This is a genomic window from Rhizobium sullae (assembly GCF_900169785.1).
GTDB classification, from domain to species: domain Bacteria; phylum Pseudomonadota; class Alphaproteobacteria; order Rhizobiales; family Rhizobiaceae; genus Rhizobium; species Rhizobium sullae.
Map to the genome: position 1 here is coordinate 115009 of NZ_FWER01000010.1, position 26268 is coordinate 141276.

Here is a 26268-nt window from a genome sequence, read left to right on the forward strand (position 1 = left end):
GGCAATGGCAACAAGGATATAAAGAAGTCTTTATATGTTTATATGAAGCCCGGAAAGCTCACATTTCTTCGCCGAACTTGTCCTGGACCAATTGATCCAATGCGTTCAGCGCTTCGGCGGCCTGGTTGCCGCACGCGGATACGAGAACGGTCGTGCCCGGACTCGCAGCAAGCATCATCAAGCCCATGATCGAGGTGCCGCCGACCGTCATGCCGTCCTTCGAGACTGTAACGGCAGCATCGAATGTTTCGACCATCTGGACAAATTTGGCGGAGGCGCGCGCGTGAAGTCCGCGTTTGTTGACGATGAGCAGTTCCCGGGAAAGCGCGGTCATGGCGGGGCTTGTGCTCATCATTTGCCGCTCAGAACGCGGCTGGCGACATTGATGTATTTCCGCCCGGCCTCCGACGCTTCGACGAGCGCCTTTTCCATGTTGTTTTCGCCGCGTACGCCGGCAAGCTTGATCAGCATCGGCAGGTTCATGCCGGCAATCACTTCCGTATGACCGCTGCTCATCACCGAAATGGCGAGATTGGAAGGAGTTCCCCCGAACATATCGGTCAGGATGACGACGCCGTGGCCATCGTCCGCGCCAGAGACTGCGTGCAGGATATCCTGCCGTCTCTGATCCATATCGTCTTCGGGGCCGATGCAGACCGTCTCGATAAATTTCTGAGGACCGACGACATGCTCCACGGCATGACGAAACTCTTCAGCCAGCTTGCCATGAGTGACAAGCACAAGTCCGATCATGATTTAACTGCTCCCAATGGCATATAAACGGTGGCCCCAATATCGCAATGCAGCAATCGCGTCCACCGGTGGGGGCACATCTTGGCCATCAAAAGCCGAAGTGCAAGATAAAAATGCAGAGATATGGGGCGAATCCGCCTGTATAGCAGGCACTATCGACCTATGTCCGGTGCCTTTGCCATCAAAATCGCGAGAGGTACTGTAGCGTTTGCCAGCAAGCGAAGAGCCGGCAGCGAAAAATCTTCTGCGAAATGCGCGATGTCGTTGTCGGGCGGGAGGCGATTCTCGCCCGACGCACTGCCGGGCAGCACGGCGTAATGCATCGGGGCGAGCGGGGCGCTTTCGCATTTGACGATGCCGGTACCGCGCAGTTCGATCAACCCGGAGATTGCGGGAGGACATTCAGCAACGATCTCACCATCGCGTTTCGACAGAAATACCTGATCGTCGGCGACCAGCAAGGCAGCCAGCCCCATCCGTTTCGCTTCCGTGATACAAGTGAATGCCAGCATGGATTTACCCCAGCCCGAGGGGCCAACGAAGAGCAGACCGGTCCTGTTGATGACGATCGCCGTGGCGTTGACGTTGAAAGCCGCGCCCATCACGACGACATCGAGACTGCGGGCAGGGCGAGAATGAAGCGGGCGCCAAGCACTTCAGCCGTTTCCGCATCAACGATGTTTTCGGCGCGCAACGAGCCGCCATGCGCCTCCGCGATCTGACGGCTGATCGATAGGCCGAGACCGGAATTCTGCCCGAAGCCTTCCGATTCCGGCCGGTCGGTGTAGAAGCGCTCAAAGATACGGTCGATATTTTCCGCCTGGATACCTGGGCCGTTGTCTTCGATGTAGACGATGCAACGGGACCGCGTGCGAAACAGCCGGACTGTGATCTTGCCGCCTTCATCTGGAACGAAGGAGCGGGCGTTCTCGATCAGGTTGGTGATGATCTGTCCGATACGAAGATCATGGCCGTTAACAACGAAGCGCGTCTTGATCCCAGGCTTGCGTTCAATCGCGAACTCTATCTGCACGTCCTTGTTCTTATGGCGAATCTGTCTGGAAACCTCAACCAGATCGCTGAGGAAAGCCTCGAGATCGACGGATTGGGCATCGACACGGGCAAGCTCGGCATCAAGGCGCGAGGCGTCGGAGATATCGCTGATGAGACGATCGAGGCGGCGGACGTCATGTTGGATCACATCCATCAACCGTCTCTTGGAATCATCCGACTTGGCAAGCGGCAGCGTCTCCACAGCGCTGCGAAGCGACGTCAGCGGGTTCTTGAGCTCGTGGCTGACGTCGGCGGCAAAACTCTCGATCGCATCGATGCGGTCATAAAGTGCGGTGGTCATTGCGCGGAGGGCGATCGAAAGGTTCCCAATCTCGTCCTGGCGGGCCGAAAAATCGGGGATCTCCTCGCGCTCCTTCGCGCCGCGCCGCACGCGGATCGCCGCAGCCGAGAGACGGCGAAGCGGATTGGCGATAGTCGAGGATAGAACCAGCGACAGCAGAACGTTGACGAGCGTCGCCACACCGAAGACGCGCATAATCGCCAGTCGTTCAGCATGGACGATGTTGTCGATGTCGCCTGCCTGCGTTGAAAGGAGCAGAACGCCGAGAACGGCGCGAAAACGCTGGACCGGGACAGCCACAGAGACGATCAGCTCACCCTTTTCGGTGGTGCGTACAACGGCGCCGCGCACACCAGTCAGCGCATTCATCACTTCCGGATAGATTGATCCGTCGCCGCCCGGCGCTTCCTTGTAGACCGGCAGGTTTCCAGGTTGCAACGCCTTGTTGAAGAGCGTCGTAAGCCATTCGCCCCAAGTCTGCTTTTCCTCTTCGACCGGCGGCAGATTGAAGCGCAAAACCTGGCCGCGCGAATAAAGATGGCGGGAATCGAGAAGCAGGTTGGCATCGGCATCGAAGATGCGGGCGCGCGTTCGCGTTGGCGAAATTAGCCGCCTGAGAACCGGTGCAACCTTTTCCGGATCGATAGGGAACTCCAGATCCTCATCATTCGGGACAGGCGTAATACTTTGCCCGGCCTGCAACTCGAGAAGCTTCTGCGGATCGATCGTGATCGAGTTGGTATCGACGGAAGCCGATGCCGAAACCGCGCCGGCAATGATTTCGCCTTGCGTGAGCAAGCTTTCGACGCGGGCGTCGATCAGCCCCTCGCGAAACTGGTTGAGGTAAAGAATGCCGCCGACAAGGACGAGCAGTGCTGCGAGATTGAAAAAGAGAATGCGGCGCGTCAGGCTCGAAAAGACCGCATTGCCGAAGATCCGGCGAATGATGGTGAAGGGATGCGACCAGCGCCTTCCCCTGACACGGCGGCCGCTCAAGCCTTCCGCATCATCCAAATCCCTTTCCTGCACCAACTGTGCCAACGACAGGCCCTTTCGGAGGGCGCGGCCGTTGCCGGCCTGCGGCCCTCGACAATACTCATGCGCCGCGCCGTCCGGCGTCAGGCTGCTTCGCGGAAGCGGTAGCCCACTCCGTAAAGCGTTTCAATCATATCAAAGTCGGTATCGACCATCTTGAATTTCTTGCGAAGCCGCTTGATGTGGCTGTCGATGGTGCGGTCGTCGACATAGACCTGTTCGTCATAGGCCGCGTCCATCAGCGCATCGCGGCTTTTCACTACGCCCGGACGCTGTGCGAGCGAGTGAAGGATCAGGAACTCGGTCACCGTCAGCGTTACCGGTTCGCCCTTCCACGTGCAGGTATGGCGTTCCTGGTCCATGACAAGCTGGCCGCGCTCCAACGAACGCGCAAGCTGGGCAGCGCCCGCCTTAGGCGCAGCGCCGGCGCCCGAAACGGCCGTTGCTTCCCGGCTGGAGGCGCGACGAAGCACGGCGCGGACCCGTTCCACAAGCAATCGCTGAGAGAATGGCTTTGTGATGAAATCATCCGCGCCCATTTTGAGGCCGAAGAGTTCGTCGATCTCCTCATCCTTCGAGGTGAGGAAAATCACCGGCATATCGGATTTTTGCCGCAAGCGGCGTAAGAGCTCCATTCCATCCATGCGCGGCATCTTGATATCGAAGATGGCAAGATGCGGCGGGCGCGCGATAAGGCCATCGAGGGCCGAGGCGCCATCCGTGTAGGTTTCGACCTTGTATCCTTCGGCTTCCAGTGCGATCGACACCGAAGTCAGGATGTTGCGGTCGTCGTCAACGAGCGCGATTGTCGCCATGGTGTTCGTCTCCGTCATCTATGCGCATCTCCCGGAATTTTTGATGTCCCCAGGCCGGCCCCAACGACCGGATGCGCTTATGGAGGATAAAGGTGGAACAAATTGTGGCAAAGATAAAGGGTAGCATTGTCGCAATGATCAAAACGGCAGGACACAAGTGTTGCGATAAAAATCGATCCAAAATGCTCAGTTCAAACGATTTAAAATGAATAAAATAAATTTAAATCGATTAAATATTTGATATCATTATATTTTCTTCATTTAGCGCTATTGCTTTTTAAAATTCGTCACCTTACTTTTTCTCTCAGTTTTAACGGCGGGAGCCTTGGGCGAAAGGAAAAGCCATGGAGACGTTCGGAATTCACAACCCGGCGATAGCGCTGGCGACGATCGGTTTGGGACGCGCAAAAAGCGTCCGCTATAACCTTACCGCCGCCTCCCTTTATGAAGAAGCGATTCGCCGCGGTGAAGCCGAACTCACGGCCCAAGGCGCCCTTCGTGCTCTGACAGGACAGCATACCGGCCGCTCGCCACGCGACAAATTCGTCGTCCGCGATGCCAATACGGACGGCAAAATTTGGTGGGACAACAACAAGCCGATGTCGCCGGAGCATTTTGCGTTGCTGCATCAAGATATGCTGGCGCATGCCGTCGGCAAGGAGCTTTTCGCTCAGGACCTGGTCGGCGGCGCCGACAAGAAATACGCGCTGCCGACGCGTGTCGTGACGGAATTTGCCTGGCACTCGCTTTTCATCCGCAATCTTCTGATCCGTCCGGAGCTTTCTGCCCTTGCATCCTTCGTGCCGAAACTGACGATCATCGATCTGCCGAGCTTCAAGGCTGATCCGGAGCGCCACGGCTGCCGCAGTGAAACGGTGATTGCATGTGATCTCACGAACGGCCTCGTTCTGATTGGCGGCACCTCTTATGCCGGCGAGATGAAGAAATCCGTCTTCACCGTGCTTAACTACTTGCTTCCAGCAACCGGTGTCATGCCGATGCATTGCTCGGCGAATGCCGGCCCGGATGGTGATTCTGCGGTTTTCTTCGGCCTCTCCGGCACCGGCAAGACGACGCTCTCTGCTGATCCGACGCGTACGTTGATCGGAGACGACGAGCATGGCTGGGGCGAAAATGGCATCTTCAACTTCGAAGGCGGCTGCTATGCCAAGACGATCCGCCTTTCGGCGGAAGCGGAGCCGGAAATCTATGCGACGACGCAGCGTTTCGGCACGGTGCTTGAAAACGTGGTGCTCAACGAACGGCGTGAGCCGGATTTCGACGACGGTTCGCTGACGGAAAACACCCGCTGCGCCTATCCGCTTGATTTCATTCCCAATGCCTCGAAGACAGGCCTCGCCGCGCATCCAAAGACGATCATCATGCTAACGGCAGATGCTTTCGGCGTCATGCCGCCGATCGCGCGTCTGACGCCGGATCAGGCCATGTATCACTTCCTTTCCGGCTATACCGCAAAGGTCGCCGGCACGGAGAAGGGAGTGACGGAGCCGGAAGCGACATTCTCGACCTGCTTCGGTGCGCCGTTCATGCCGCGTCATCCGACTGAATACGGCAATCTCTTGAAGCAGCTGATTGGCCGCCATGGTGTTGATTGCTGGCTGGTCAACACGGGCTGGACGGGCGGCGCATACGGCACCGGCAAGCGCATGCCGATCAAGGCAACGCGCGCCTTGCTGTCGGCAGCTCTCTCCGGCGAACTGGCCAAGGCAGAGTTCCGCATTGATCCGAATTTTGGTTTCGCGGTCCCCGTTGCTGTCGCTGGCGTCGAAACCAGCATTCTCGATCCGCGCTCCACGTGGGCCAACGGGGCGGCATATGACGTTCAGGCAGAAAAGCTCGTCTCAATGTTCATTTCGAACTTCGCGAAGTTCGAGGCACATGTTGATGGCGGCGTGCGCGATGCGGCACCCGGTATCAAGGCCGCTGCCGAATAGGCCACAAGACATTGATGATTCACGTGAAACCCGGCGACCTTCGCCGGGTTTTTCTTTGCATGTTTTAAAATTCCTGCCGATATGAGATAGAAGCGCATGGCTAGCGACGCGCTCTATATCAACGACAGGATTACCATCGCTGGATGGGAGCTGACGGAACAGTTCGTTCTGGCTGGCGGTCCCGGCGGCCAGAATGTCAACAAGGTTTCGACTGCCGTCCAGCTGTTCTTCAACATCGTGAATTCCCCCTCGCTTCCCGAGCGTGTCAAGACGAATGCCACGAAGCTGGCGGGCAAACGCATGTCAAAGGAGGGCGTGCTGATGATCGAGGCAAGTCGTTTTCGCAGCCAGGATCGCAATCGCGAGGATGCGCGGGAACGCCTCAAGGAATTGATCCTCGAAGCCGCCAAGCCGCCACCGCCACCGCGCAGGAAAACAAAACCGACCAAAGGCTCGATCGAACGCCGCCTGAAGGAAAAATCCGGGCGGGCCGAAGTGAAGAAGATGCGCAGCCGTCCTGGCGGAGAATGATATGCCGGAGCTTTCGAATGGCGTTCGTCATTTCCCCGAGTACCTTGACCGTGCCCGGCAGGAAGAACTCGTCGAAATGATTCGCTCCATCGTCGCCGAAGCGCCGCTTTTCGTGCCCGTGATGCCGGGAACGGGCAGGCCGATGTCGGTGCGGATGAGCAACTGCGGACCGCTCGGCTGGGTCACGGACAAGGAGCGCGGCTACCGTTATCAATCGACGCATCCGGTCACTGGCATGCCATGGCCGGCAATGCCGGAGATGCTTCTCGACATCTGGAACGATGTTTCCGGTTACGGAAAACCTCCGCAGGCTTGCCTGATCAATTTCTATTCCGACGATGCAAAAATGGGCCTGCATCAAGACAGGGACGAGCGGGATCTGACGGCGCCCGTCGTCTCGATCTCTCTCGGCAACAACTGCCTCTTCCGCGTTGGCGGGCTTTCCCGCACCGACCGCACGAAGTCGATCAAACTCGCCAGCGGCGACATCGTGGTGCTTGGGGGCGAAGGGCGTCTGTGCTTTCACGGCGTCGACCGCATCTATCCGGCGACATCGACGCTGCTCAAGCATGGCGGGCGGATCAACCTGACGTTAAGGCGTGTCGATACGTGAATCCGGCTAAAGTTTCCTGAGCGCGACCTGCTCGATAAGGTGGTTCTCGCCTTTGCGCAGGATCAAATCAGCGCGTGGGCGGGTCGGCAGGATGTTCTGCCGGAGATTCTTCAGGTTGATGTTGGCCCAGAGCCCCTCCGCGATCGAAAGCGCTTCTTTCTCGCTGATCGAGGCGTAGCGATGAAAATAGGAATTCGGATCGCGGAAGGCGGTTTCGCGCAGGCGCATGAAGCGTGTGACGTACCAGTTGTGGATCAGTTCTTCTTCGGCATCGATGTAGATCGAGAAATCGAAGAAGTCGGAAACCATCGGCACGATCTTGCCGTCGGCAGGAAGGTCACGCGACTGCAGAACGTTGATGCCTTCGAACACCAGGATGTCTGGCCGGTCGATGATCGTGTATTCGTTCGGAACCACGTCATAGACAAGGTGAGAATAAACGGGGGCTTTTACATTCGGCTGCCCGGCCTTGATCGCGGAGAGAAATTTCAGGATGGCGCCTGTGTCGTAGCTTTCCGGAAAGCCTTTGCGCTGCATCAGGTTTTCGCGTTCGAGTACCGCGTTCGGATGCAGGAAGCCGTCCGTCGTGATCAGGTCGACTTTTGGGCTCGACGGCCAGCGCCGCAGGAGCTCCTTCAAGATACGCGCGGTCGTCGATTTGCCGACGGCGACAGAGCCGGCGATGCCGATGACAAAGGGCGTTTTTGTCACGTCGGACAGGGTCAGGAATCGGTTGCGCTGCTCGAAGAGCAATTGCGATGATTCGACGTGTGAAGAAAGCAGACGCGACAGTGAGAGGTAGATGCGCCGGACTTCGTCGAGATCGACCGGATCGCCCATCGAGCGTAGTCTCGCGACTTCCTCGGCCGTTAGCGTGAGCGGCGTGTCGGCGCGGAACTTCGCCCATTCCTCGGAAGAAAAGAAATTGTAGGGCGAATAGGAATTCGCCTGGAAGTGATCGAGCGCTTCTGGCGCCCCAAGAATTTGCGTCGCGATACTCATGAACTCTGCCGGCTGGCCTTTTCCTTGAGGCCGGATTGAGCGGTACGTCGCTCAAGTTCCGCCATTACATCCTGCAACGGAATGCCTGCTATCTTCAATACGACCAAAAGGTGATAGAGGAGGTCGGCCGTCTCGTAGGTAAGATTGTCGCGATCGTCGGTCACGGCAGCCATAACGGCTTCAATGGCTTCTTCGCCGAGTTTCTTCGCGGCCTTCTGCTGCCCGGCGGCAACGAGCTTTGCCGTCCAGGATTCATCCGGTGGGGCCTTCGACCGTTCGTCGACGATTTTTTCCAGATCGGAAAGGGAAAATCCGGTCATTCTGTCACTTTCAATCAGTCGAGGCGCATCGCGATGCCGTGCGAAGACATATAGTGTTTCGCATCGCCGACGGAATAGGTGCCGAAGTGGAAGATGGATGCAGCAAGCACGGCATTGGCATGGCCATCCTTCACGCCCGCGACCAAGTCGTCGAGATCGCCGACGCCGCCTGAAGCGATGACGGGCACGCGGACGGAATCGGCGATTGCCCGGGTGAGTTCAAGATCGTAGCCGGCTTTCGTACCGTCGCGATCCATGGAAGTGACGAGAAGCTCCCCGGCCCCGCGCGCAACCATCTTCTGCGCAAATTCCAAGGCATCGATGCCGGTCGCATTGCGTCCGCCGTGGGTATAGATTTCCCAGGCGCTCAAGTTGTCCTGGCCAACGGCTTGGGTGCGGCGCCGCTTGGCGTCGATCGAAACGACGATGCATTGGTCGCCGAACTTGTCAGCCGCTTCGGCGACGAAATCCGGGTTGTTCACCGCCGCTGAGTTGATCGAAACCTTGTCGGCACCGCAAAGAAGTAGCTTGCGGATATCGGCGAGGCTGCGCACGCCGCCGCCGACGGTCAGCGGCATGAAGCACTGCTCGGCAGTGCGGGAAACGACGTCAAAAATGGTTTCGCGGTTGTCGGAAGAAGCCGTGATGTCGAGGAAGCAGAGTTCGTCGGCGCCGGCTGCATCATAGGCTTTCGCAGCCTCGACCGGATCGCCGGCATCAATCAGATTGACGAAATTGACGCCCTTGACGACACGGCCGTCCTTGACGTCGAGGCAGGGGATGACGCGGGCTTTCAGGGTCATTGTGCATTATCCTTTTGCCGCGCCGCCTTGATCAGCGCCAAGGCTTCCTTGGGGTCGATACGCCCATCATACAGCGCGCGGCCGGAGATGGCACCTTCCAGCTTGCGGGCGTCGGGCTGCAGCATGCGCTTCACATCCCGGATCGAAGCGAGCCCGCCCGAGGCGATCACCGGGATCGAAACGGCATCGGCAAGCTCCAGCGTCGAGGCCCAGTTGATGCCGGTCAGGATCCCGTCGCGATCGATATCCGTGTAGATGATCGCCGCGACGCCGGCACCTTCGAATTTCCTGGCAAGTTCGATGACGCCAAGCTCGGACGCTTCCGCCCAACCTTCGACGGCAACCTTACCGCCTTTCGCATCGATACCAACGGCAACGCGGCCGGGAAACTGCTTGCAGGCTTCGATAACGAGCGCCGGATCGCGAACGGCGATCGTGCCGAGGATCACGCGGGTCAGGCCACGTACCAGCCAGCTTTCGATATGGGCAAGCGTCCGTATGCCTCCACCGAGCTGCATCGGGTTCGTCGTTGCCTTGAGGATTGCATCGACAGCGGCTCCATTGACGCTCTCGCCAGCAAAGGCACCGTTGAGGTCAACGACATGAAGCCATTCGAAGCCCTGATCCTCGAAGGTTTTCGCCTGTGCGGCAGGGTCGGGGTTGTAGACCGTTGCCTGCTCCATGTCGCCGAGCTTCAGGCGAACGCAGTGGCCGTCCTTCAGGTCAATGGCGGGAAATAGTATCATGTGATTCAGTCCTTGCAGGTTGCGCGAGCCTAAGGCTTCCAGCGCAGGAAATTGGTGATCAGGGCAAGACCAAGCTTCTGGCTTTTTTCCGGATGGAATTGCGAACCGGCCATATTGTCGCGTCCGACGAAGGCCGTCATCGGCCCGCCATACTCTGTCGTCGCAATGACGTCACCGGCGTTCCTAGCGGCCAAATGGTAGGAATGCACAAAATAGGCATGCAGACCACCAGGCCCTGTCGGAATGCCTTCGAAGAGCGGATGCGGATGCTTGAGGTCGAGCGTGTTCCAGCCGATCTGCGGTATCTTGAGATCGGGATCGTTGGGGTTCATTTCGACGACGTCGCCAGGAATCCAGCCAAAACCTCGCGTCACCGTCTTTTCGAGGCCGCGTGACGACATCAGTTGCATACCAACACAGATGCCGAGGAAGGGCCGAGCCTTCCTTTCGACCGCTTCGATCAGCGCCTCGGCCAAGCCGGGAACAGCATCGAGCCCGTGGCGGCAATCGGCATAGGCACCGACACCCGGCAGAACGATGCGGTCGGCCGACGCGACATTGTCGGCCTTGTCCGTCAGGTCGATATGCGCGTCGATGCCTGCCTCGCGGGCTGCGCGCTCAAAGGCCTTTGTTGCCGAGCGCAGATTGCCCGAGCCGTAGTCGATAATTGCGACGCGCATTAGCGTGCTCCGTTAAACCCAAAGAGACCAAGCGAAGTCGTATTGCCATTGCGGCGGGGGGAAGGCGGATGTCGCTCCCATTCGGGCGCGGGCATGCTGTCGCCATCTGCATTGGTCTCAAAATTCGAAAAGTAGATCTCTTCTGCGGTCGCAAGCGAATCCGCGGTGATCACGGCTTCCTCGTTCCAGCCTTTGGAAGCGAGATTTCGGATCCGCAGGTTCTGGCCCTCGAAACCGGCCAGAATGCAGGTACCAATTGTGATCGCAAAACCTGCCGGCCAGAGCCCGGGCCGATCCATAAGAACACCGCCCAGGCCTTGAAGCAGGAATGCTGCAATCGCATGGAGCCAAAGCCGGTGCGCAAGAAGCCATAGCCAGGGGAAAAGAAAGCCGAGCAGGGTGAAGCCGTCGCGGATGACGCGCGTCTTCTCATGGGTGACATCCGTCCCGCCCGGAGGCGTCAGAACCAGATAGCTGGAAGTCATATCGTTCAAGCTCCCTGAAGGGGCTCAGACGAGCGTGCCCTTCGTCGAGGGAACACGGCCCGCCTGTCTCGGATCGATCTCTGTCGCCATGCGCAGCGCGCGGGCAACGGCCTTGAAGCAGGTCTCTGCAATATGATGGTTGTTGGCACCATATTGGTTCAAGATATGCAAGGTGATGCCGGCGTTCTGCGCCAGTGCTTGGAAGAATTCGCGGACAAGTTCGGTGTCGAAGGCGCCGATCTTCGGCGCGCTGAAGGCGACATTCCAGACCAGGAACGGACGACCGGAAAGATCGACAGCAGCTTTCGTCATCGTCTCGTCCATGGCAAGGTCGATCGAAGCATAGCGGGTGATGCCGCGGCGGTCGCCGAGCGCTTTTGCAATCGCCTGGCCTATCGCGATCCCGGTATCTTCGACTGTGTGGTGATCGTCGATATGCAGGTCGCCCTTCGTTTCGATGTCCATGTCGATCAGTGAGTGTCGCGAAAGCTGGTCTAGCATATGGTCGAAGAAGCCGACGCCCGTCGAAATCTTGGCTTTGCCGCTGCCGTCAAGATTGACGGAAACGGAAACCGAAGTCTCTTTCGTCTTGCGGGAAACACTGCCCGTGCGGCTTGCTGCAGTATCGGCCATATGGCTGCTCCATCGGGAATGACGGCCGTTCCTTATCAGGCGTTCCGCAAAATATCCAGAAGCGCACCGGCAGAAAAACCCGCCCATTTGCAATCGGCATCGGCAAACTTACATAGGGCTCACAGGGGCCGGTGAGCGGCTCGGCGTAACGCCCGCTGATCCGGGCAAGGATGTTTTGATGACAACGATTATTACAATTCGAAAGGGCGGCAAGGTGGTGATGGCCGGTGACGGCCAGGTCAGCCTGGGTCAGACCGTTATGAAGGGCAATGCCCGCAAGGTGCGGCGTATTGGCAAGGGCGAGGTCATTGCCGGTTTCGCGGGCGCGACCGCGGACGCCTTTACGCTGCTCGAGCGCCTTGAAAAGAAGCTCGAACAATATCCGGGCCAACTGATGCGCGCAGCCGTCGAACTCGCCAAGGACTGGCGCACGGACAAGTATCTTCGCAACCTCGAAGCCATGATGCTGGTCGCAGACAAATCGATAACACTGGCAGTCACCGGCAACGGCGATGTTCTGGAGCCCGAGCATGGCGCTACGGCGATCGGCTCCGGTGGCAACTTCGCCTTGGCGGCAGCGCGTGCCCTGATGGATACGGACAAGTCCGCAGAAGAGGTCGCTCGCCGAGCGCTGGATATCGCAGCCGACATCTGCGTCTATACGAACCACAACGTGGTGATGGAAACACTGGATGCTGAAAGCTAAGCCTGTCTCGCGATATCGTTTCCGCGACGTCTGCCGAGAGGATCTCCCGCTTCTGGCGCAATGGCTTACAGAGCCGCATGTCGCGAGATGGTGGGGCGAACCTGCAACGGAGCTTGGTTCGATCGAAGAGGCAATGACGAGTAAGGAAACCCGGCCGATGATCGTGGAACTGGACGGAAGGCCTATAGGCTATCTGCAAAGTTACGATCCTCATCTCGAGGAGGGCCATCCCTATCGGGATCAGCCGAAGGCTACGCTCGGCATCGACATTTCGATCGGTATCCCCGAACTGACGGGCAAAGGCCACGGTGCTGCGATCATCCGCAAGCTTGCGTCCGAGCTTTTCGCAGGTGGCGCCAAGCGCATCGTGATCGATCCGGATCCTGAAAACGTTCAGGCGATCAGGGCTTACGAGAAGGCGGGCTTTCGCTACGTCGATAAAAGAACTTCCATTTACGGTCCGGCCCATTTCATGGCACTGGACGCACCCGGAGAAACGGAATTACCATGACCACCTTTTCCCCTCGCGAGATCGTTTCCGAACTCGACCGCTACATTATCGGTCAGCATGAGGCCAAGCGCGCCGTGGCGATCGCGCTCCGCAACCGCTGGCGCCGCCAGCAGCTCGATCCAAGCCTGCGCGACGAAGTGATGCCGAAGAATATCCTGATGATCGGCCCGACCGGCGTCGGCAAAACGGAGATTTCGCGCCGTCTTGCCAAACTTGCCGGTGCGCCTTTCATCAAGGTCGAGGCGACCAAGTTCACCGAGGTCGGCTACGTCGGCCGCGATGTCGAACAGATCATCCGCGACCTCGTCGAGATCGGCATCGGGCTCGCGCGCGACAAGAAGCGCGCCGAGGTCGAATCGAAGGCGCATATGAGCGCCGAGGAACGTGTGCTTGATGCCCTTGTCGGGTCTACCGCTTCTCCTGCCACGCGTGACAGCTTCCGCAAGAAGCTGCGCAATGGCGAACTGGACGATAAGGAGATTGATATCGAGGTTGCCGATAGCGGCGCGGGCATGGGCGGCTTTGAAATCCCCGGCATGCCCGGTGCCAATATCGGTGTTCTCAACATCTCGGAAATGTTCGGCAAGGCGCTGGGCGGGCGTACCAAAAAGGTCCGCACCACCGTTAAAGCCTCCTATACCGATCTGATCCGGGACGAGTCCGACAAGCTGATCGACAACGAAGTCATCCAGCGCGAAGCCGTGCGTGCCGTCGAGAATGACGGCATCGTCTTCCTCGATGAGATCGACAAGATTGCAGCTCGCGACGGCGGGATGGGCGCCGGCGTGTCGCGCGAGGGGGTGCAGCGCGATTTGCTACCGCTCGTCGAAGGAACGACCGTCTCCACGAAGTACGGGCCGGTGAAGACCGACCACGTTCTTTTCATCGCCTCGGGCGCCTTCCATGTCTCGAAGCCTTCCGATCTCTTGCCGGAATTGCAGGGCCGCCTGCCGATCCGTGTTGAACTTCGTCCGCTGACCAAGGAAGACTTTCGCCGTATCCTGACAGAAACCGAGGCAAGCCTGATCCGCCAGTATCGCGCGCTCATGGAAACAGAGAACCTGAACCTCGAATTTACCGACGACGCGATTGATGCCTTGGCCGATGTCGCCGTCCATCTGAACTCATCGGTCGAAAACATCGGCGCTCGCAGGCTGCAGACCGTGATGGAACGTGTGTTGGACGACATCTCGTTTAATGCCCCGGATCGCGGCGGTTCGGCGGTGAAGATCGACTCCGCCTATGTGCGTGAGCATGTCGGCGATCTGGCGCAGAACACGGACCTCTCGCGTTTCATCCTGTGATATTGCCGCATCGGTCGAAACCTTTGCGGGTTTCGCGCCGGATTTCGGCAGTCTGAACTCTCGACAGCGGGCCTTTTACTACTTAGTGAAGGCCCGTTTTGTTTGTGGACGCGGCTTTATTCGGCCAAGATTCTGGTCCAGTCAGCGCGCTTCGCCATGAAGACGATATATAGCCAGAGGACGGAATAGCTGATCGTGCGACGCCTTTTGACATGCCTCCTGATCGCCGTTGCGGCACTTACATCCGTGCCCGCCCATGCGATGCAGGTCGTGCCGCCCGGCAACCGCAACGTCGAGCAGCCTGCGGTCCCTGGCGCATCCGTCCGCCGCACCAAGGGTACCAAGACGACCTTCGATCGCAAGTATGAGAAGGTTTATGAGCTACTCTCCACCGATCACGAGCTGATGAGCAAGATCAGGAAGACGGCGGCCGCTTACGGCATTGAACCCATCCACATCATCGGGGCCATCGTCGGCGAGCACACCTATAACGTCGACGCCTATGACCGCCTTCAATCCTATTACGTCAAGGCCGCTTCCTACGCCGGCGAGAGCTTCCGTTTTGCCTATGAAGGCGAGGATGTCGACACCTTCGTCGATCGTCCACAGTTTGCCGAGTGCAACGGCAAGCGCGATTCCTATCTGCTTTGGAGCTGCCGTGAGGATGTCTGGGAAAGGGAGTTCCGCGGCAGGACCGTCGGCGGCAAGAGCTTCCCGAACAACCGCTTCAGCGCCGTGTTCTTCCAGCCGTTTTATGCCGGTCAAACCTTCGGTCTCGGCCAGGTGAACCCGCTGACGGCATTGATGCTCTCAGATCTGGTCAGCCGTGTTTCCGGCTATCCGAGACTGAACGAAAAGGATGCCGGCGCCGTTTACCGCGCCATCATGGAGCCGGATATCTCGCTCGCGTTCGTTGCGGCCTCCATCCGCCAGTCGATAGATGATTACAAGCAGATTACCGGCATGGATATTTCGAACAATCCCGGCCTGACCGCCACGCTTTACAATGTCGGGAATTCGCGCCAGCGCGCATCGGCTCTTGCCGCGAGGAACCAGGTCGCAGGTGCGATAGTCTGGCCGGAGGAGAATTATTACGGCTGGCTGATCAACGACAAGCTGGACGAGCTTGAGGGCCTGCTCTAACGTTCGCCTGGCGGGAGGCTGTAATCTTCCGCGAAAGGCTTTGCCATGGATATGCGACCGGAACCGTTTGTTCCACCCGCGCCGCTGCCGCGCTCCGTGCCACCGTCGCGGCTGGAGATCATCCGCACGATCTTTCGCAATCCCTTGGAGCTTTGGGGCGAGCCGTCCTACACACTTCCCTGGATCAAGGACCGCTTCTTCGGCGACAGCACGATCATCGTCAACGATCCCGCCCTCATTAAATATGTGCTGGTCGATAACACCGCGAACTACCGCATGTCGGATGTCCGCCAGCTCATATTGCGCCCCATATTGCGCGATGGATTGCTGACGGCTGAAGGCGAGGTCTGGAAGCGGACGCGGAAAGCGGTTGCCCCCGTCTTCACGCCCCGCCACGCCAACGGCTTTGCCGCGCAGATGCTGCAGCAGTCCGAGGCGTATGTGCGTAAGTACGAGGCGGCGGGAAGCGTAGGCCGGGTATTCGAAATCGCCAGCGATATGACGGAGCTCACCTTTGCAATCCTTGCCGATACGCTGTTTTCCGGTGAAATCGTCACATCCTCGGACAGCTTCGCTGACGATGTGAACGCGCTTCTGCACCGCATGGGCCGCGTCGACCCCATGGATCTCCTGCGCGCGCCGAGTTGGGTGCCGCGGGTGACGCGGGTCGGCGGCCGGAAGGTTCTCGACAAGTTCCGCAACATGGTGCGCGAAACGATGGACGCCAGGCTCCGGCGCATGGCTGCCGATCGCGCCTCGGCGCCCGAAGATTTTCTGACTCTGCTGCTCGACCGGGCATCGGCGGGCGGCCTCACCAATGAAGAAATCGAAGACAATATCCTGACGTTCATCGGCGCTGGTCATGAAACGACGGCGCGGGCGCTCGCCTGGACGCTCTATTGCGTGGCGAACAGCCCGCATATCCGCGATGGGATGGAGGAAGAGATCGGCCGCGTTCTTGCAAGCGGCGCCGAGCCCGTCGAATGGCTCGATCTGATGCCCCTCACGCGCGCCGCCTTCGAGGAGGCCCTGCGGCTCTATCCGCCGGCGCCGTCGATCAACCGTGCGGCGATCGCTGACGACAGCTGGACAGATGCCAAAGGCGAGAAGGTCGAGATCCATGCCGGCATGACGGTGCTCATCATGCCCTGGACCCTGCACCGGCATGAGCTCTTCTGGGACAAGCCGCGCGCCTATATGCCCGAGCGCTTTTTTCCGGAAAACCGCGGCAAGATCGGCCGGTTCCAGTTCCTGCCATTCGGCGCCGGTCCGCGTGTTTGCATCGGCGCCACCTTCGCCCTGCAGGAAGCGGTCATTGCGCTGGCCGTATTGATGAGCCGTTTCCGCTTCGACGTGACGGAGAAGACCAATCCTTGGCCGGTGCAGAAACTGACGACCCAGCCCCAGAACGGTCTGCCGATGCGCGTCACCGCGCGCACTGTTTCCTCATGGGCATAAATCTTTCGAACTATTGCAGAATTGACTATGAATGAAAGCGGCGCAAAGTGAACAGTATGTGAAAACGTCGCCGTCTGCGGGAGGAGAATTGTATGCGCCGCATTGAAAAGAACGGTCTTTTCGTCGAAACCGTCCTTCATGATTTCATCGTCAATGAAGTGCTTCCAGACCTTCGGGTTGATGCGGATGCATTTTTCGCCGGCTTTTCAGCAATCGTTCATGATCTCGCGCCGAAGAACCGCGAACTGCTTCTGACGCGCGACCATCTCCAGCAGCAGATTGATGACTGGTATCGCAAGAATGGCGCGCCGACAGACTTGGATGCCCATCAGGCATTTCTGCGCGAAATAGGCTATCTGCTGCCGGAAGGCTCTGATTTCCAGGTTTCGACCAACAATGTCGATCCCGAGATCGCCTCGATTGCCGGGCCGCAGCTCGTCGTCCCGGTCATGAATGCGCGTTACGCGTTGAACGCCGCAAATGCGCGCTGGGGCTCGCTCTACGACGCGCTTTACGGCACGGATGCCATTCCCGAAAGCGACGGCGCGGAAAAAGGCAAGGGCTACAATCCGAAGCGCGGCGAAAGGGTCATCGCCTGGGTTCGCGACTTTCTGGACGGCGCCGCTCCGCTCGAAGGCGCGCGTTGGAAGGATGCCGCTGCCTTTAAGGTGGACAGCGGCAATCTCGCGATCACTTTGACAGATGGCGAAAGACTGGCCCTCAGCGATAATCGGCATTTTGCCGGCTACCGAGGAAATGCCGAAGCGCCGACACATCTTCTCTTGAAAAACAACGGCATTCACATCGAGATTGTCATCGATGCCTCGACGCCGATCGGAAAGAGCGATCCGGCGCATATTTCCGATGTCTGGCTCGAATCAGCGATCACGACGATAATGGACTGCGAGGATTCGATTGCTGCCGTCGATGCCGAGGACAAAGTCGTCGTCTATCGCAACTGGCTGGGCCTCATGAAGGGCGACCTGCAGGAGGAAGTAACCAAGGGCGGCTCGACCTTCATCCGCAAGCTCAATCCTGACATCACCTATCAGGCGCCGGACGGCTCCGCCTTTGATTTGCATCGCCGCTCGCTGATGCTCGTCCGTAATGTCGGCCACCTGATGACGAATCCGGCTATCCTCGACCGTGACGGTCGCGAAGTTCCCGAAGGCATGATGGATGCCGCCATTACCGGCCTGATCGCGCTTTACGATATCGGTCCCAACGGCCGCCGCAAGAACTCGCGCACCGGCTCGATGTATATCGTCAAGCCGAAGATGCATGGGCCTGAGGAAGTGGCGTTCGCCGTCGAGATTTTCTCACGCGTCGAAGAACTTCTCGGCATGCCGAAGAACACGATGAAGATGGGAATCATGGATGAGGAGCGCCGCACGACGGTAAATCTCAAGGAATGCATTCGTGCTGCCCGCGAGCGCGTCGTCTTCATCAATACAGGCTTCCTCGACCGTACTGGAGACGAGATCCATACCTCGATGGAGGCCGGTCCGATGATCCGCAAGGGCGACATGAAGCAGGCGGCATGGATATCGGCCTACGAGAACTGGAACGTCGATATCGGCCTCGAATGCGGCCTGTCCGGTCACGCGCAGATCGGCAAGGGCATGTGGGCGATGCCCGACCTGATGGCGGCTATGCTGGAGCAGAAGATCGCCCACCCGAAGGCCGGTGCCAACACCGCCTGGGTTCCCTCGCCAACTGCAGCGACACTGCACGCGACGCATTATCACCGGATCAACGTGGCCGACGTTCAGCGCGGACTGAAGGATCGCGCCCGTGCCAAGCTCTCCGATATCCTTTCCGTTCCAGTTGCCGCCCGGCCGAACTGGACGACGGAGGAAATCCAGCGAGAACTCGACAACAATGCGCAGGGTATCCTCGGCTACGTCGTCCGTTGGGTCGATCAGGGCATCGGCTGCTCGAAGGTGCCGGACATCAACAATGTCGGGCTGATGGAAGACCGCGCAACGCTTCGCATTTCCGCTCAGCACATAGCCAACTGGCTGCACCACAAGGTCGTCAGTGAAGCACAGGTCATCGAGACGATGAAGCGCATGGCCGCGGTCGTCGATCAACAGAATGCCGGCGATCCTGCCTATATGCCGATGGCGGAGAATTTCGACCGCTCGGTAGCCTTCCAGGCTGCCGTCGACCTCGTCTTGAAGGGCAGGGAACAGCCGAGCGGCTACACGGAGCCGGTCCTTCATCGCCGCCGTCTCGAGCTCAAAGGCAGGCAGGCCGCATAAGGCTCATGATCAAACAAAAAGGCCACCGTAAGAAAATTCCGGTGGCCTTTTTTATACCGAATTCGCTTTCTAGCTTACTGGATAACGATGACCTTGGTCGCCTTGCCTGGGCGTACGCGGCTGTAAAGGTCGATCACGTCCTGGTTCATCAGGCGGATGCAGCCGGACGAAGCCGCGGTGCCGATGGAGGCCCATTCGGGCGTGCCGTGAAGGCGGAAAAGGGTATCCTGGCCCTTTTCGTTGAAGAGATACATGGCGCGTGCGCCGAGCGGATTGGTGAGACCCGGGCCCATGCCGTCCTCAACGTACTTTGCAATGTCGGGCTTGCGGACAGCCATTTCCTTCGGCGGATGCCAGGTCGGCCATTCCTGCTTCCAGGCGACATAGGCCGTGCCGGCCCATGCGAAGCCCTGCTTGCCGACGCCGATGCCGTAGCGCATCGCCTTGCCGCCCGGCAGGATGTAGTAAAGGTGGCGCTCGCGGGTGTTGACGATGATCGTACCCGGACGCTCGGTCGTCTCGTAGGAAACAATCTGTCGGCGGAACTCCGGCTTGACGCGCTGGATCGGGATCGCGGGCAGGGCGTATCCGGCATCCGTCCTCACGCCGTAGGCTTCATCGAAGATTTGTGCCGTCTGGACAGTCGGGCCGGCGGCCTTGTCTTCGAGGGAAGCGCGATCGGAATTGGTAGAGCAGCCGGCCAGAGCGAGGGTCGCCATTAGGCCGAACACAGGGAATGCATTTCGGATGCGCATGAATATCTCTTTAGGATTGGCAGTGAGGAAACGGTCTTGGAACCATCTTTGATTATGGTTTATTTTCGATTAACTTCGTCTTTGCAAGATGTTGCAGTGCGACGAGAGTTACCGGCAGCGGCAAATTAGAACCGCATGGTTTTTTTGCAACAACGGGCGATACGTCCTCACGGTTATCCATGACGATTTTGAGCGTTTACAATAACAATCCGTTAATAGATGGGCGGCAATCGGACAGAGCCATGCTCGTGCGCCGCGGGACTCAGATATTACTTCACGACATGCGCCATGCGGTTCTGCCTGAACTGCCGCTGGCGAGCGGCCGGCGCGCCGATTTGATTACCATTTCGGAAAAAGGCGAAATCTGGATCATCGAGATCAAAACCTCGATCGAGGATTTTCGCGTTGATCGCAAGTGGCCCGAATACCGGCTGCATTGCGACCGACTGTTCTTTGCGACGCACAAGGATGTACCGCTTGATATCTTCCCGGAGGAATGCGGACTGTTTCTGTCCGACGGCTATGGCGCGCATATGATCCGCGAAGCACCCGAACATCGGCTTGCGCCGGCAACCCGCAAATCGGTCACACTGAATTTCTCCCGCGCCGCCGCGCAGAGATTGATGCTGGCTGAATGGGCGAATGGCAAGCCGCTTGCCACCGACGATATCTAACAGCGGCTACTTCGGGGCGCGTTTTGCGAGAATTCGCTGTAGCGTGCGGCGGTGCATGTTGAGCCGCCGCGCCGTCTCGGAGACGTTGCGCTCGCACATTTCATAGACGCGCTGGATATGCTCCCAGCGAACCCGGTCGGCCGACATCGGGTTTTCCGGAAGCTCCGCCTTCTCGCCCGGCCGTTGCGTCAAAGCTGCGAATACGTCGTCTGCATCGGCAGGCTTGGCGAGATAGTCGACGGCCCCGAGCTTCACGGCTGTCACTGCCGTTGCGATATTGCCGTAGCCCGTCAGCACGATGATCCGCGTATCGTCCCGGCGCTGGCGGATCGCCTCGATGACGTCGAGGCCGTTGCCATCACCGAGACGCAGGTCGACCACCGCATATTTCGGCGGATGGCTCTTCGACTTGGCAACGCCCTCCGCAACCGATTCGGCGGTCTCGACCTGGAAGCCGCGTGTCTCCATCGCGCGTGCCAAACGTCGCAGAAAAGGCCCGTCGTCGTCGACAATCAAGAGGCTCGCATCGGGGCCAATATCGTGCTCGCCGGCGGCAAGGGTTTCGTGGCTTTGTTCGGTCATGGTCTTCGATCCTGGCGGTTTACGCCCACCTGATATTTGTCAGCTACGCATATCTTCATTATGCCGATAAAGTCATTTTGTCGAATTTGCATCGATGAGCATGCGCGGCCATTCGACACGGATACGCGCTCCTTCACTTTCCGGATCGCGGTTTTCGAAAACCAGCGTTGCACCGGAACGCTCAAGCAGCGTCTTGGCGATGAAGAGCCCGAGCCCAAGCCCGCCCGCAGTATCCTCTTTCTGCCTTTTGGTGACGTAAGGCTCGCCGATACGGGTGAGAATATCCGGTGCGTAGCCGTTGCCATCGTCCTCGATGACGATAAGAACCTTACTGGGGTCATGTTCGACGGTGACTGTTACTTTCTCGCGAGCATAATCGACGGCATTTTCGATGAGGTTGCCAAGCCCATACATGATCCCGGCATTGCGCTCCGTCACCGGTTCACCCTTGCGCGTGCTTTTTTCGATCAGCTCGACTTCAATCGGAAATTCGCGAAAAGGCGCAATGATCTCCTCCATCATCGAAGATAGCGGCAGGCGCCGCATATGGGCATCGCCCTCTGCAGAAAGACTCGTCAGCCGCTTCAGGATATCGCGGCAGCGTTCGCTCTGGCTGCGCAGCAGATGCACGTCTTCGCGGAACCGGTCGTCATCCTTCAGCTCGCGCTCCATTTCCTTTGCGACGACGCTGATCGTCGCAAGCGGCGTTCCGAGCTCATGTGCCGCCGCCGCCGCCAGGCCATCGAGTTGCGAGAGGTGCTTTTCCCTCTGCAGAACGAGTTCGGTTGCAGCCAGCGCATCCGCCAACTGGCTCGCTTCCATGGAAACGCGATAGGCATAGAAAGCTGCAAAGGCCATGGTCGAAGCGATCGAACACCAGACACCGAACTGCATGACGTTGTGCACATTGATCTCGGCGCCGTTGAACCATGGAAGCGGGAAGGGCGAGAAAGCGAGGATCGTGATGCAGACCATCGCAAAGACGATGAGGGCGACGCTGTAGCGGATCGGTTGGGAGGCAAAAGAAATGATGACCGGCACGCAGACGAGCGCCGCAAACGGGTTCGCCAGGCCGCCGGTGATGAACAGCAACGCGCAAAGCTGCAGAAGGTCAAGTCCAAGCAGCGCGAAGGCGGCTGGTGGTTGCAGGCGATGCGTTGGTGGATAGCGGATCGTCAGAAAGAAATTGACCAAGGCAAGCGCTGCAATCAACAAGCTGCTTGTAACCAGCGGCAACGGGAATTTCAGCCAAAAGGCGACGATGAAAACGGTCACCGCCTGTCCGCCGACCGCGAGCCAGCGCAAGCGTACCAGCGTCTGCAGGCGCAGTCTGCGGCTGCTGTGGCGGTTATCCTGAGGCTTGCTGTTGGCGTCATCAACCATGGCCGGCTCCTCGCACTGCTTATGTACCACGCGGCTTAACGCGTGTCGTCGGCAAGGCCTCCTCCGGCCGCTCCGGCCACGGATGCCGCGGGTAGCGGCCCCGCATGTCGGCGCGCACGTCTTTCCAGGAACCTGCCCAAAACCCCGGCAAGTCGCGCGTCGTCTGGATCGGCCGGTGCGCCGGCGACGTCAGTTCGAGAAGAAGCGGCAGCCGTCCGCCGCCGATCGCCGGATGCTGCTTCAATCCGAAAAGTTCCTGTACGCGAATCGTCAGCAGCGGCTCCTCGCCCTCGTATCGGATCGGATGCCGCTGACCCGTCGGCGCTTCGAAATGCGTCGGCGCCAGCCGGCTGAGGTCGCGTTGCAACTCGTGCGGCACAAGCGCCATCAGCCCGCTGGTGAGCGATCCGGCGGTAATATCCGAAAGCCCGCGTGCATCGCTCTGGTAGGGCGTGAACCAGTCGTCCAGCCGTTCCAATAACGCAGCGTCGCTGACATCCGGCCATGGCGCGCCTATCGTTCGATGCAGGAAGCCGATCCGCTCGCGCAGCTGGATAGCCTCCTTGGAAAAGGGCAGGGCGTCGAGTCCGAGTTGCCGTACGCCGTCCGCCAGTGCCGCGGCAACAGCCTCGCCCGTCGGCCGGGGCAGCGGCGTTTCATCGAAAACGATCGCCCCGAGCCTCGTCGCGCGCCGGGCGCGGATGCGTCTGGTCTGTAGATCGAAATAGGTCTGCTCGCCGGTCGTGATCAGACCTGGCAGCTCGGCTTCGACATCGCTGCGCGAAATCTCCGCCGCAGCCAGGATACGCGCTTGCGCCGCGCGCCCGGTCAGATCGGCGATCACCAACATCTGGCTGCCCGCCAGACGTTCCGTCTCCGGCAATTCGGCGCCACGGCCGTTTACCATCACGTATCGTCCCCGCCCGCCGCGCTGCAGGGCAATTCGATCCGGAAAGGCATGCAGCAGGAGCTGTCCGGCAAGCGGCGGCGCGCTTGAGGAAACCTTGTCGAGCCCGCGCGCCAGCCGTGCAGCAAGGCGCCGTGAAGCATCCGCCCTTTCGCCCTTCTCCGTCTTGAAGCGTCGCAAACGGTCCTCGATGTCGATGCTCGTACCGCCGAGGCCCTGCTCTGTCAGAAGAACGGCGAGCATCGCGGCTTCTTTTGCGTGCCCGCTTTCCCCGGCCGAAACCACCATGGCGGCCAGCCGCGGCGGCAGCGCAAGCTCGCGCATCATTCGTCCACGCGCCGTTAAGGTTCTATCCTCGTCCAAAGCTCCAAGTTCCTGTAGTAGCGCGCGCGCCTCCTTCAGCGTCGTTTCCGGCGGCTGGTCGACGAAGGCAAGCGATGCCGGGTCCTGAACACCCCAATGCGCCAGATCGAGCACGAGACCGGAAAGATCGCTCGACAGGATTTGCGGCGGTGTAAAAGGAGCCAATGCGGCCGTCTGCCCCGGATGCCAGAGGCGGACCGCAATGCCGGGCTCCGTTCTGCCGGCGCGCCCGGCGCGCTGGTCGGCTGAAGCCTGCGACACGCGCGCAGTCTCCAACCGCGTGATGCCGGTCGAGGCTTCGAACACCGGCAGTCGCTGCAGCCCGCTGTCGATCACGATCCGTACGCCGTCGATGGTGATCGAGGTCTCCGCGATCGATGTGGCAAGCACGATCTTGCGCATTCCCTTAGCCGGCGGCCGGATAGCCGCATCCTGCTCCCTCTGACCAAGATTGCCGTAGAGAGGGGCGATCAGCGTATCCGGTCCGAACCGCCCCTCAAGCCTTTCCGCTGTTCGGGTGATCTCGGCCTGTCCAGGCAGGAAAGCGAGGATCGATCCCGTCTCATCCGCATGAGCCTCGATGATTGCCCGTGTCACGGCATCCTCTATGCGCTCGCCGCCCGGCCGATCCCGATAGCGGATGTCGATCGGAAAACTCCGACCCATGCTTTCGATCACCGGCGGATGACCGAGAAGCACTGCGACACGCTCGACGTCAAGCGTTGCCGACATCACCAGAAGCCGTAGATCGTTACGCAGCGCCGACTGCACGTCGAGCGCCAATGCCAATCCAAAGTCTGCATCGAGCGAACGCTCGTGAAATTCGTCGAAAATGACCGCCGAAACGCCGGAGAGTTCCGGATCATCGAGGATCATGCGCGCAAACACCCCCTCGGTGACCACTTCGATCCGCGTCTTGCCGGAAATACGATTGTCGAGCCGCATGCGATAGCCGACCGTCTCGCCTACCTGTTCGCCGAGCAGAAAGGACATGCGGCTCGCCGCAGCCCGCGCTGCCAGCCGCCGTGGCTCCAGCAGAATGATCCTGCCGTCATTGCGCCATGGTTGATTCAGCAGGTAAAGTGGCACAAGCGTGGTCTTCCCGGCGCCGGGTGGTGCGGAAAGAACGGCTCGTCCGCTTTCGGCAAGTGCGGCTCCGATTTCGGGCAGAATGTGAGAAACCGGAAGTTCCGGCAAAACAGGCATGCCAGTTATTTCCTGCCGGTGACAGTTTCATAGGCTAGGATTGCTCCCGCGAGATCCTCGAGCGCGGCACCCACGGACTTGAAGAGCGTGATCTCTTCCGCCGCGCTGCGGCCGCTTCGCGTGCCGCGAACGAGCTCGGCGAGCTCTGCCTTGATTGCGCTCTCCTTGAGAACGCCGCTTTTAAGCGGCTGAACGATATCGCCCGCTTCCTTCATCGCACCAGCTCGCGTATCGACGAAGACGGACGCGCGGCGGATCGCCTCGTTGTCGCTCTCGCGCATGCTCGGCTTGAAGCCGCCGACGAGATCGAGATGCGCCCCGGGTTTCAGCCATTCGCCGCGGACGAGCGGCTCGCTTGAGAGTGTGCCGCAGGAGATGATGTCGGCGGCTCGCGCCGCCGTTTCGATATCGGAGACTGCTTTGGCGGGAAGTCCGAGCTCCCGCGCTTCGGCCGCAATCTTCTCCGCGCTCACAAGATTGCGTCCCCAGACATGTATATGTTTGATCGGCCGGACGGTGGCATGCGCCTGCAGCAGGTTGAGGGAGAGGCGACCCGTTCCGCAGACAAGCAGCTCGGCCGCATCCGGCCGCGCCAGATAGCGTGCCGCCAATGCGGAGGTCGCAGCCGTCCGCCGTGCCGTCAGCTCGCCACCGTCGATCGCCGCAAGCATTTCCCCCGTCGTGCCAGACGAAAGCAGATAGGTTCCGAAGATTGCAGGCAGCGCGCGCTTGGCGTTCCCCGGAAAAACCGAGACCATCTTCACGCCGGCGTAGCGCCCGGGCACCCAGGCAGGCATCAGCAATAGCGTTGCTTCCTCCTCGCCGGGAACCTCCATGTCGTGATGATGGCGCACGGGCATGACGCATTCCCCGGCAAACATCGCCGCGATCGCGTCGATAAGCTCCCCCCAGGGAAGCGCCGCGCGCGTCCGCTCTTCATCGAGGACAAGCATTCCAAAATCTCCATGGCCGAATATCCAGGACGCCAAACTAGCGATTGGCCGCGGCTGCGCAAGCGGATCTGGAAAGTGATGACGATGCTTCCTATATAAGGCAGGCACCCCAAATCGACGGCGTGACGACGGATTCTGAAAAATGAATCTCTCTCGCTCCGGAATTGGACTGAAATTTGCTCGACTTTTGACTCTGTCGAAAAATCCCTTGTGAAAACAGTCTGTTACAAAAATGTCAAAAAAGTTGGATTGGTGGTGTTGACTAGTTCGTGGGGCGGGGTCTATAAGCCGCGTCACTGAACGAGGGCGGCGGCGCTGCTGGCGACGAAGTTAC

27 protein-coding genes are annotated in these 26268 nt (G+C 59.4%); 10 read left to right on the forward strand and 17 right to left on the reverse strand.

Translation table 11 applies throughout. The annotated features are described in order from the left end of the window. Positions 1 to 58: 58 nt before the first annotated feature. The 5 genes from BN1800_RS11330 to BN1800_RS11350 form a co-directional block, all read right to left on the reverse strand. Positions 59 to 334 carry an HPr family phosphocarrier protein gene (locus BN1800_RS11330; RefSeq protein ID WP_027513443.1) on the reverse strand — a complete coding sequence of 92 codons (276 nt, stop codon included), beginning with the start codon at positions 332 to 334 and terminating at the stop codon, positions 59 to 61. Between the two features lie 17 nt (positions 335 to 351). Continuing rightward, complete coding sequence (locus BN1800_RS11335) at positions 352 to 753, reverse strand: PTS sugar transporter subunit IIA (RefSeq protein ID WP_027513442.1); 402 nt, start codon at positions 751 to 753, stop codon at positions 352 to 354. Between the two features lie 152 nt (positions 754 to 905). Continuing rightward, positions 906 to 1355 (reverse strand): HPr kinase/phosphorylase, encoded by a 450-nt coding sequence (locus tag BN1800_RS11340; RefSeq protein WP_086997484.1) that lies wholly within the window; start codon positions 1353 to 1355, stop codon positions 906 to 908. Then, complete coding sequence (locus BN1800_RS11345; RefSeq protein WP_086997487.1) at positions 1355 to 3148, reverse strand: sensor histidine kinase; 1794 nt, start codon at positions 3146 to 3148, stop codon at positions 1355 to 1357. The genes BN1800_RS11340 and BN1800_RS11345 overlap by 1 nt, the downstream gene beginning before the upstream one ends. A gap of 77 nt (positions 3149 to 3225) precedes the next feature. Then, positions 3226 to 3957, reverse strand: coding sequence for a response regulator transcription factor (locus BN1800_RS11350; RefSeq protein ID WP_210191275.1), 732 nt, complete (start codon positions 3955 to 3957; stop codon positions 3226 to 3228). 344 nt (positions 3958 to 4301) lie between these two features. Between BN1800_RS11350 and BN1800_RS11355 the strand changes: the two genes are divergently transcribed. The 3 genes from BN1800_RS11355 to BN1800_RS11365 all read left to right on the forward strand — a co-directional run bounded on the left by BN1800_RS11355 (position 4302) and on the right by BN1800_RS11365 (position 7056). After that, positions 4302 to 5912 carry a phosphoenolpyruvate carboxykinase gene (locus tag BN1800_RS11355; RefSeq protein ID WP_086997492.1) on the forward strand — a complete coding sequence of 537 codons (1611 nt, stop codon included), beginning with the start codon at positions 4302 to 4304 and terminating at the stop codon, positions 5910 to 5912. A gap of 96 nt (positions 5913 to 6008) precedes the next feature. Next, positions 6009 to 6443 (forward strand): alternative ribosome rescue aminoacyl-tRNA hydrolase ArfB, encoded by a 435-nt coding sequence (gene arfB / locus BN1800_RS11360; protein WP_086997496.1) that lies wholly within the window; start codon positions 6009 to 6011, stop codon positions 6441 to 6443. Between the two features lies 1 nt (position 6444). Next, complete coding sequence (locus BN1800_RS11365; RefSeq protein WP_086997499.1) at positions 6445 to 7056, forward strand: alpha-ketoglutarate-dependent dioxygenase AlkB family protein; 612 nt, start codon at positions 6445 to 6447, stop codon at positions 7054 to 7056. 6 nt (positions 7057 to 7062) lie between these two features. Here the strand turns inward: BN1800_RS11365 and coaA are convergent, their stop codons facing one another. From coaA to hisB, 7 genes are read right to left on the reverse strand one after another with little or no spacing between them, the layout of a single operon-like run. After that, positions 7063 to 8058 (reverse strand): type I pantothenate kinase, encoded by a 996-nt coding sequence (coaA, locus tag BN1800_RS11370; RefSeq protein WP_027513435.1) that lies wholly within the window; start codon positions 8056 to 8058, stop codon positions 7063 to 7065. Further along, positions 8055 to 8378 carry a phosphoribosyl-ATP diphosphatase gene (locus tag BN1800_RS11375; RefSeq protein WP_086997502.1) on the reverse strand — a complete coding sequence of 108 codons (324 nt, stop codon included), beginning with the start codon at positions 8376 to 8378 and terminating at the stop codon, positions 8055 to 8057. The genes coaA and BN1800_RS11375 overlap by 4 nt, the downstream gene beginning before the upstream one ends. Positions 8379 to 8392: 14 nt before the next feature. Further along, positions 8393 to 9181, reverse strand: a complete 789-nt coding sequence (gene hisF / locus BN1800_RS11380) for an imidazole glycerol phosphate synthase subunit HisF (protein WP_086997505.1) — start codon at positions 9179 to 9181, stop codon at positions 8393 to 8395. Further along, entirely contained in the window at positions 9178 to 9927 is a 750-nt protein-coding gene (gene hisA / locus BN1800_RS11385; protein ID WP_086997508.1) for a 1-(5-phosphoribosyl)-5-[(5-phosphoribosylamino)methylideneamino]imidazole-4-carboxamide isomerase, read from the reverse strand. Before hisA ends, hisF begins: the two co-directional genes overlap by 4 nt. A 29-nt stretch (positions 9928 to 9956) precedes the next feature. Continuing rightward, positions 9957 to 10607 carry an imidazole glycerol phosphate synthase subunit HisH gene (gene hisH, locus BN1800_RS11390; RefSeq protein ID WP_086997511.1) on the reverse strand — a complete coding sequence of 217 codons (651 nt, stop codon included), beginning with the start codon at positions 10605 to 10607 and terminating at the stop codon, positions 9957 to 9959. Continuing rightward, positions 10607 to 11092: a DUF2628 domain-containing protein gene (locus BN1800_RS11395; RefSeq protein WP_086997513.1), complete on the reverse strand. Its 486-nt coding sequence runs from the start codon at positions 11090 to 11092 to the stop codon at positions 10607 to 10609. Before BN1800_RS11395 ends, hisH begins: the two co-directional genes overlap by 1 nt. 24 nt (positions 11093 to 11116) lie before the next feature. Next, positions 11117 to 11725, reverse strand: a complete 609-nt coding sequence (gene hisB / locus BN1800_RS11400) for an imidazoleglycerol-phosphate dehydratase HisB (RefSeq protein WP_027513429.1) — start codon at positions 11723 to 11725, stop codon at positions 11117 to 11119. 178 nt (positions 11726 to 11903) lie between these two features. On the opposite strand from hisB, the gene hslV reads away from it, so the two are divergent. The 6 genes from hslV to BN1800_RS11430 all read left to right on the forward strand — a co-directional run bounded on the left by hslV (position 11904) and on the right by BN1800_RS11430 (position 19111). Next, positions 11904 to 12431, forward strand: coding sequence for an ATP-dependent protease subunit HslV (gene hslV, locus BN1800_RS11405; RefSeq protein ID WP_027513428.1), 528 nt, complete (start codon positions 11904 to 11906; stop codon positions 12429 to 12431). Then, the gene (locus tag BN1800_RS11410) at positions 12418 to 12942 is read left to right on the forward strand and encodes a GNAT family N-acetyltransferase (RefSeq protein WP_086997515.1); all 525 of its coding nucleotides are present in this window, start codon (positions 12418 to 12420) and stop codon (positions 12940 to 12942) included. The genes hslV and BN1800_RS11410 overlap by 14 nt, the downstream gene beginning before the upstream one ends. Continuing rightward, positions 12939 to 14246: an ATP-dependent protease ATPase subunit HslU gene (hslU, locus tag BN1800_RS11415; RefSeq protein WP_027513426.1), complete on the forward strand. Its 1308-nt coding sequence runs from the start codon at positions 12939 to 12941 to the stop codon at positions 14244 to 14246. Before BN1800_RS11410 ends, hslU begins: the two co-directional genes overlap by 4 nt. 195 nt (positions 14247 to 14441) lie before the next feature. Further along, entirely contained in the window at positions 14442 to 15389 is a 948-nt protein-coding gene (locus BN1800_RS11420; protein ID WP_086997518.1) for a DUF1402 family protein, read from the forward strand. A gap of 45 nt (positions 15390 to 15434) precedes the next feature. Beyond that, positions 15435 to 16847: a cytochrome P450 gene (locus tag BN1800_RS11425; protein ID WP_086997521.1), complete on the forward strand. Its 1413-nt coding sequence runs from the start codon at positions 15435 to 15437 to the stop codon at positions 16845 to 16847. Positions 16848 to 16939: 92 nt separating this feature from the next. Next, positions 16940 to 19111, forward strand: a complete 2172-nt coding sequence (locus BN1800_RS11430; RefSeq protein WP_086997524.1) for a malate synthase G — start codon at positions 16940 to 16942, stop codon at positions 19109 to 19111. 74 nt (positions 19112 to 19185) lie between these two features. On the opposite strand, the gene BN1800_RS11435 is transcribed toward BN1800_RS11430, so the two are convergent. Beyond that, entirely contained in the window at positions 19186 to 19866 is a 681-nt protein-coding gene (locus BN1800_RS11435) for a L,D-transpeptidase (protein ID WP_086997527.1), read from the reverse strand. A 179-nt stretch (positions 19867 to 20045) separates the two neighbouring features. On the opposite strand from BN1800_RS11435, the gene BN1800_RS11440 reads away from it, so the two are divergent. Beyond that, positions 20046 to 20540: an MmcB family DNA repair protein gene (locus BN1800_RS11440; protein ID WP_027513421.1), complete on the forward strand. Its 495-nt coding sequence runs from the start codon at positions 20046 to 20048 to the stop codon at positions 20538 to 20540. A gap of 6 nt (positions 20541 to 20546) precedes the next feature. Here BN1800_RS11440 and BN1800_RS11445 read toward each other — a convergent pair whose 3' ends face one another. The 4 genes from BN1800_RS11445 to lhpI form a co-directional block, all read right to left on the reverse strand. Further along, positions 20547 to 21122 carry an ActR/PrrA/RegA family redox response regulator transcription factor gene (locus BN1800_RS11445; protein WP_027513420.1) on the reverse strand — a complete coding sequence of 192 codons (576 nt, stop codon included), beginning with the start codon at positions 21120 to 21122 and terminating at the stop codon, positions 20547 to 20549. A gap of 72 nt (positions 21123 to 21194) precedes the next feature. Further along, the gene (locus tag BN1800_RS11450) at positions 21195 to 22505 is read right to left on the reverse strand and encodes an ActS/PrrB/RegB family redox-sensitive histidine kinase (RefSeq protein WP_086997530.1); all 1311 of its coding nucleotides are present in this window, start codon (positions 22503 to 22505) and stop codon (positions 21195 to 21197) included. A 19-nt stretch (positions 22506 to 22524) separates the two neighbouring features. Continuing rightward, positions 22525 to 24981: an ATP-dependent helicase HrpB gene (hrpB, locus tag BN1800_RS11455; protein ID WP_086997532.1), complete on the reverse strand. Its 2457-nt coding sequence runs from the start codon at positions 24979 to 24981 to the stop codon at positions 22525 to 22527. A gap of 5 nt (positions 24982 to 24986) precedes the next feature. Continuing rightward, positions 24987 to 25934, reverse strand: coding sequence for a bifunctional Delta(1)-pyrroline-2-carboxylate/Delta(1)-piperideine-2-carboxylate reductase (gene lhpI / locus BN1800_RS11460; RefSeq protein ID WP_086997535.1), 948 nt, complete (start codon positions 25932 to 25934; stop codon positions 24987 to 24989). Positions 25935 to 26268: the final 334 nt, after the last annotated feature.

Coding starts and splice junctions, on each gene's coding strand:
- hslU (WP_027513426.1), top strand. CDS start 12,939: ATGACCACCTTTTCCCCTCGCGAGATCGTTTCCGAACTCGACCGCTAC.
- hslV (WP_027513428.1), top strand. CDS start 11,904: ATGACAACGATTATTACAATTCGAAAGGGCGGCAAGGTGGTGATGGCC.
- arfB (WP_086997496.1), top strand. CDS start 6,009: ATGGCTAGCGACGCGCTCTATATCAACGACAGGATTACCATCGCTGGA.
- hisF (WP_086997505.1), bottom strand. CDS start 9,181: ATGACCCTGAAAGCCCGCGTCATCCCCTGCCTCGACGTCAAGGACGGC.
- BN1800_RS11395 (WP_086997513.1), bottom strand. CDS start 11,092: ATGACTTCCAGCTATCTGGTTCTGACGCCTCCGGGCGGGACGGATGTC.
- hrpB (WP_086997532.1), bottom strand. CDS start 24,981: ATGCCTGTTTTGCCGGAACTTCCGGTTTCTCACATTCTGCCCGAAATC.
- BN1800_RS11410 (WP_086997515.1), top strand. CDS start 12,418: ATGCTGAAAGCTAAGCCTGTCTCGCGATATCGTTTCCGCGACGTCTGC.
- BN1800_RS11340 (WP_086997484.1), bottom strand. CDS start 1,355: ATGGGCGCGGCTTTCAACGTCAACGCCACGGCGATCGTCATCAACAGG.
- coaA (WP_027513435.1), bottom strand. CDS start 8,058: ATGAGTATCGCGACGCAAATTCTTGGGGCGCCAGAAGCGCTCGATCAC.
- hisA (WP_086997508.1), bottom strand. CDS start 9,927: ATGATACTATTTCCCGCCATTGACCTGAAGGACGGCCACTGCGTTCGC.
- hisH (WP_086997511.1), bottom strand. CDS start 10,607: ATGCGCGTCGCAATTATCGACTACGGCTCGGGCAATCTGCGCTCGGCA.
- BN1800_RS11355 (WP_086997492.1), top strand. CDS start 4,302: ATGGAGACGTTCGGAATTCACAACCCGGCGATAGCGCTGGCGACGATC.
- BN1800_RS11440 (WP_027513421.1), top strand. CDS start 20,046: ATGACGATTTTGAGCGTTTACAATAACAATCCGTTAATAGATGGGCGG.
- BN1800_RS11445 (WP_027513420.1), bottom strand. CDS start 21,122: ATGACCGAACAAAGCCACGAAACCCTTGCCGCCGGCGAGCACGATATT.
- BN1800_RS11450 (WP_086997530.1), bottom strand. CDS start 22,505: ATGGTTGATGACGCCAACAGCAAGCCTCAGGATAACCGCCACAGCAGC.
- BN1800_RS11330 (WP_027513443.1), bottom strand. CDS start 334: ATGACCGCGCTTTCCCGGGAACTGCTCATCGTCAACAAACGCGGACTT.
- BN1800_RS11435 (WP_086997527.1), bottom strand. CDS start 19,866: ATGCGCATCCGAAATGCATTCCCTGTGTTCGGCCTAATGGCGACCCTC.
- BN1800_RS11365 (WP_086997499.1), top strand. CDS start 6,445: ATGCCGGAGCTTTCGAATGGCGTTCGTCATTTCCCCGAGTACCTTGAC.
- BN1800_RS11335 (WP_027513442.1), bottom strand. CDS start 753: ATGATCGGACTTGTGCTTGTCACTCATGGCAAGCTGGCTGAAGAGTTT.
- BN1800_RS11430 (WP_086997524.1), top strand. CDS start 16,940: ATGCGCCGCATTGAAAAGAACGGTCTTTTCGTCGAAACCGTCCTTCAT.
- lhpI (WP_086997535.1), bottom strand. CDS start 25,934: ATGCTTGTCCTCGATGAAGAGCGGACGCGCGCGGCGCTTCCCTGGGGG.
- hisB (WP_027513429.1), bottom strand. CDS start 11,725: ATGGCCGATACTGCAGCAAGCCGCACGGGCAGTGTTTCCCGCAAGACG.
- BN1800_RS11425 (WP_086997521.1), top strand. CDS start 15,435: ATGGATATGCGACCGGAACCGTTTGTTCCACCCGCGCCGCTGCCGCGC.
- BN1800_RS11350 (WP_210191275.1), bottom strand. CDS start 3,957: ATGGCGACAATCGCGCTCGTTGACGACGACCGCAACATCCTGACTTCG.
- BN1800_RS11375 (WP_086997502.1), bottom strand. CDS start 8,378: ATGACCGGATTTTCCCTTTCCGATCTGGAAAAAATCGTCGACGAACGG.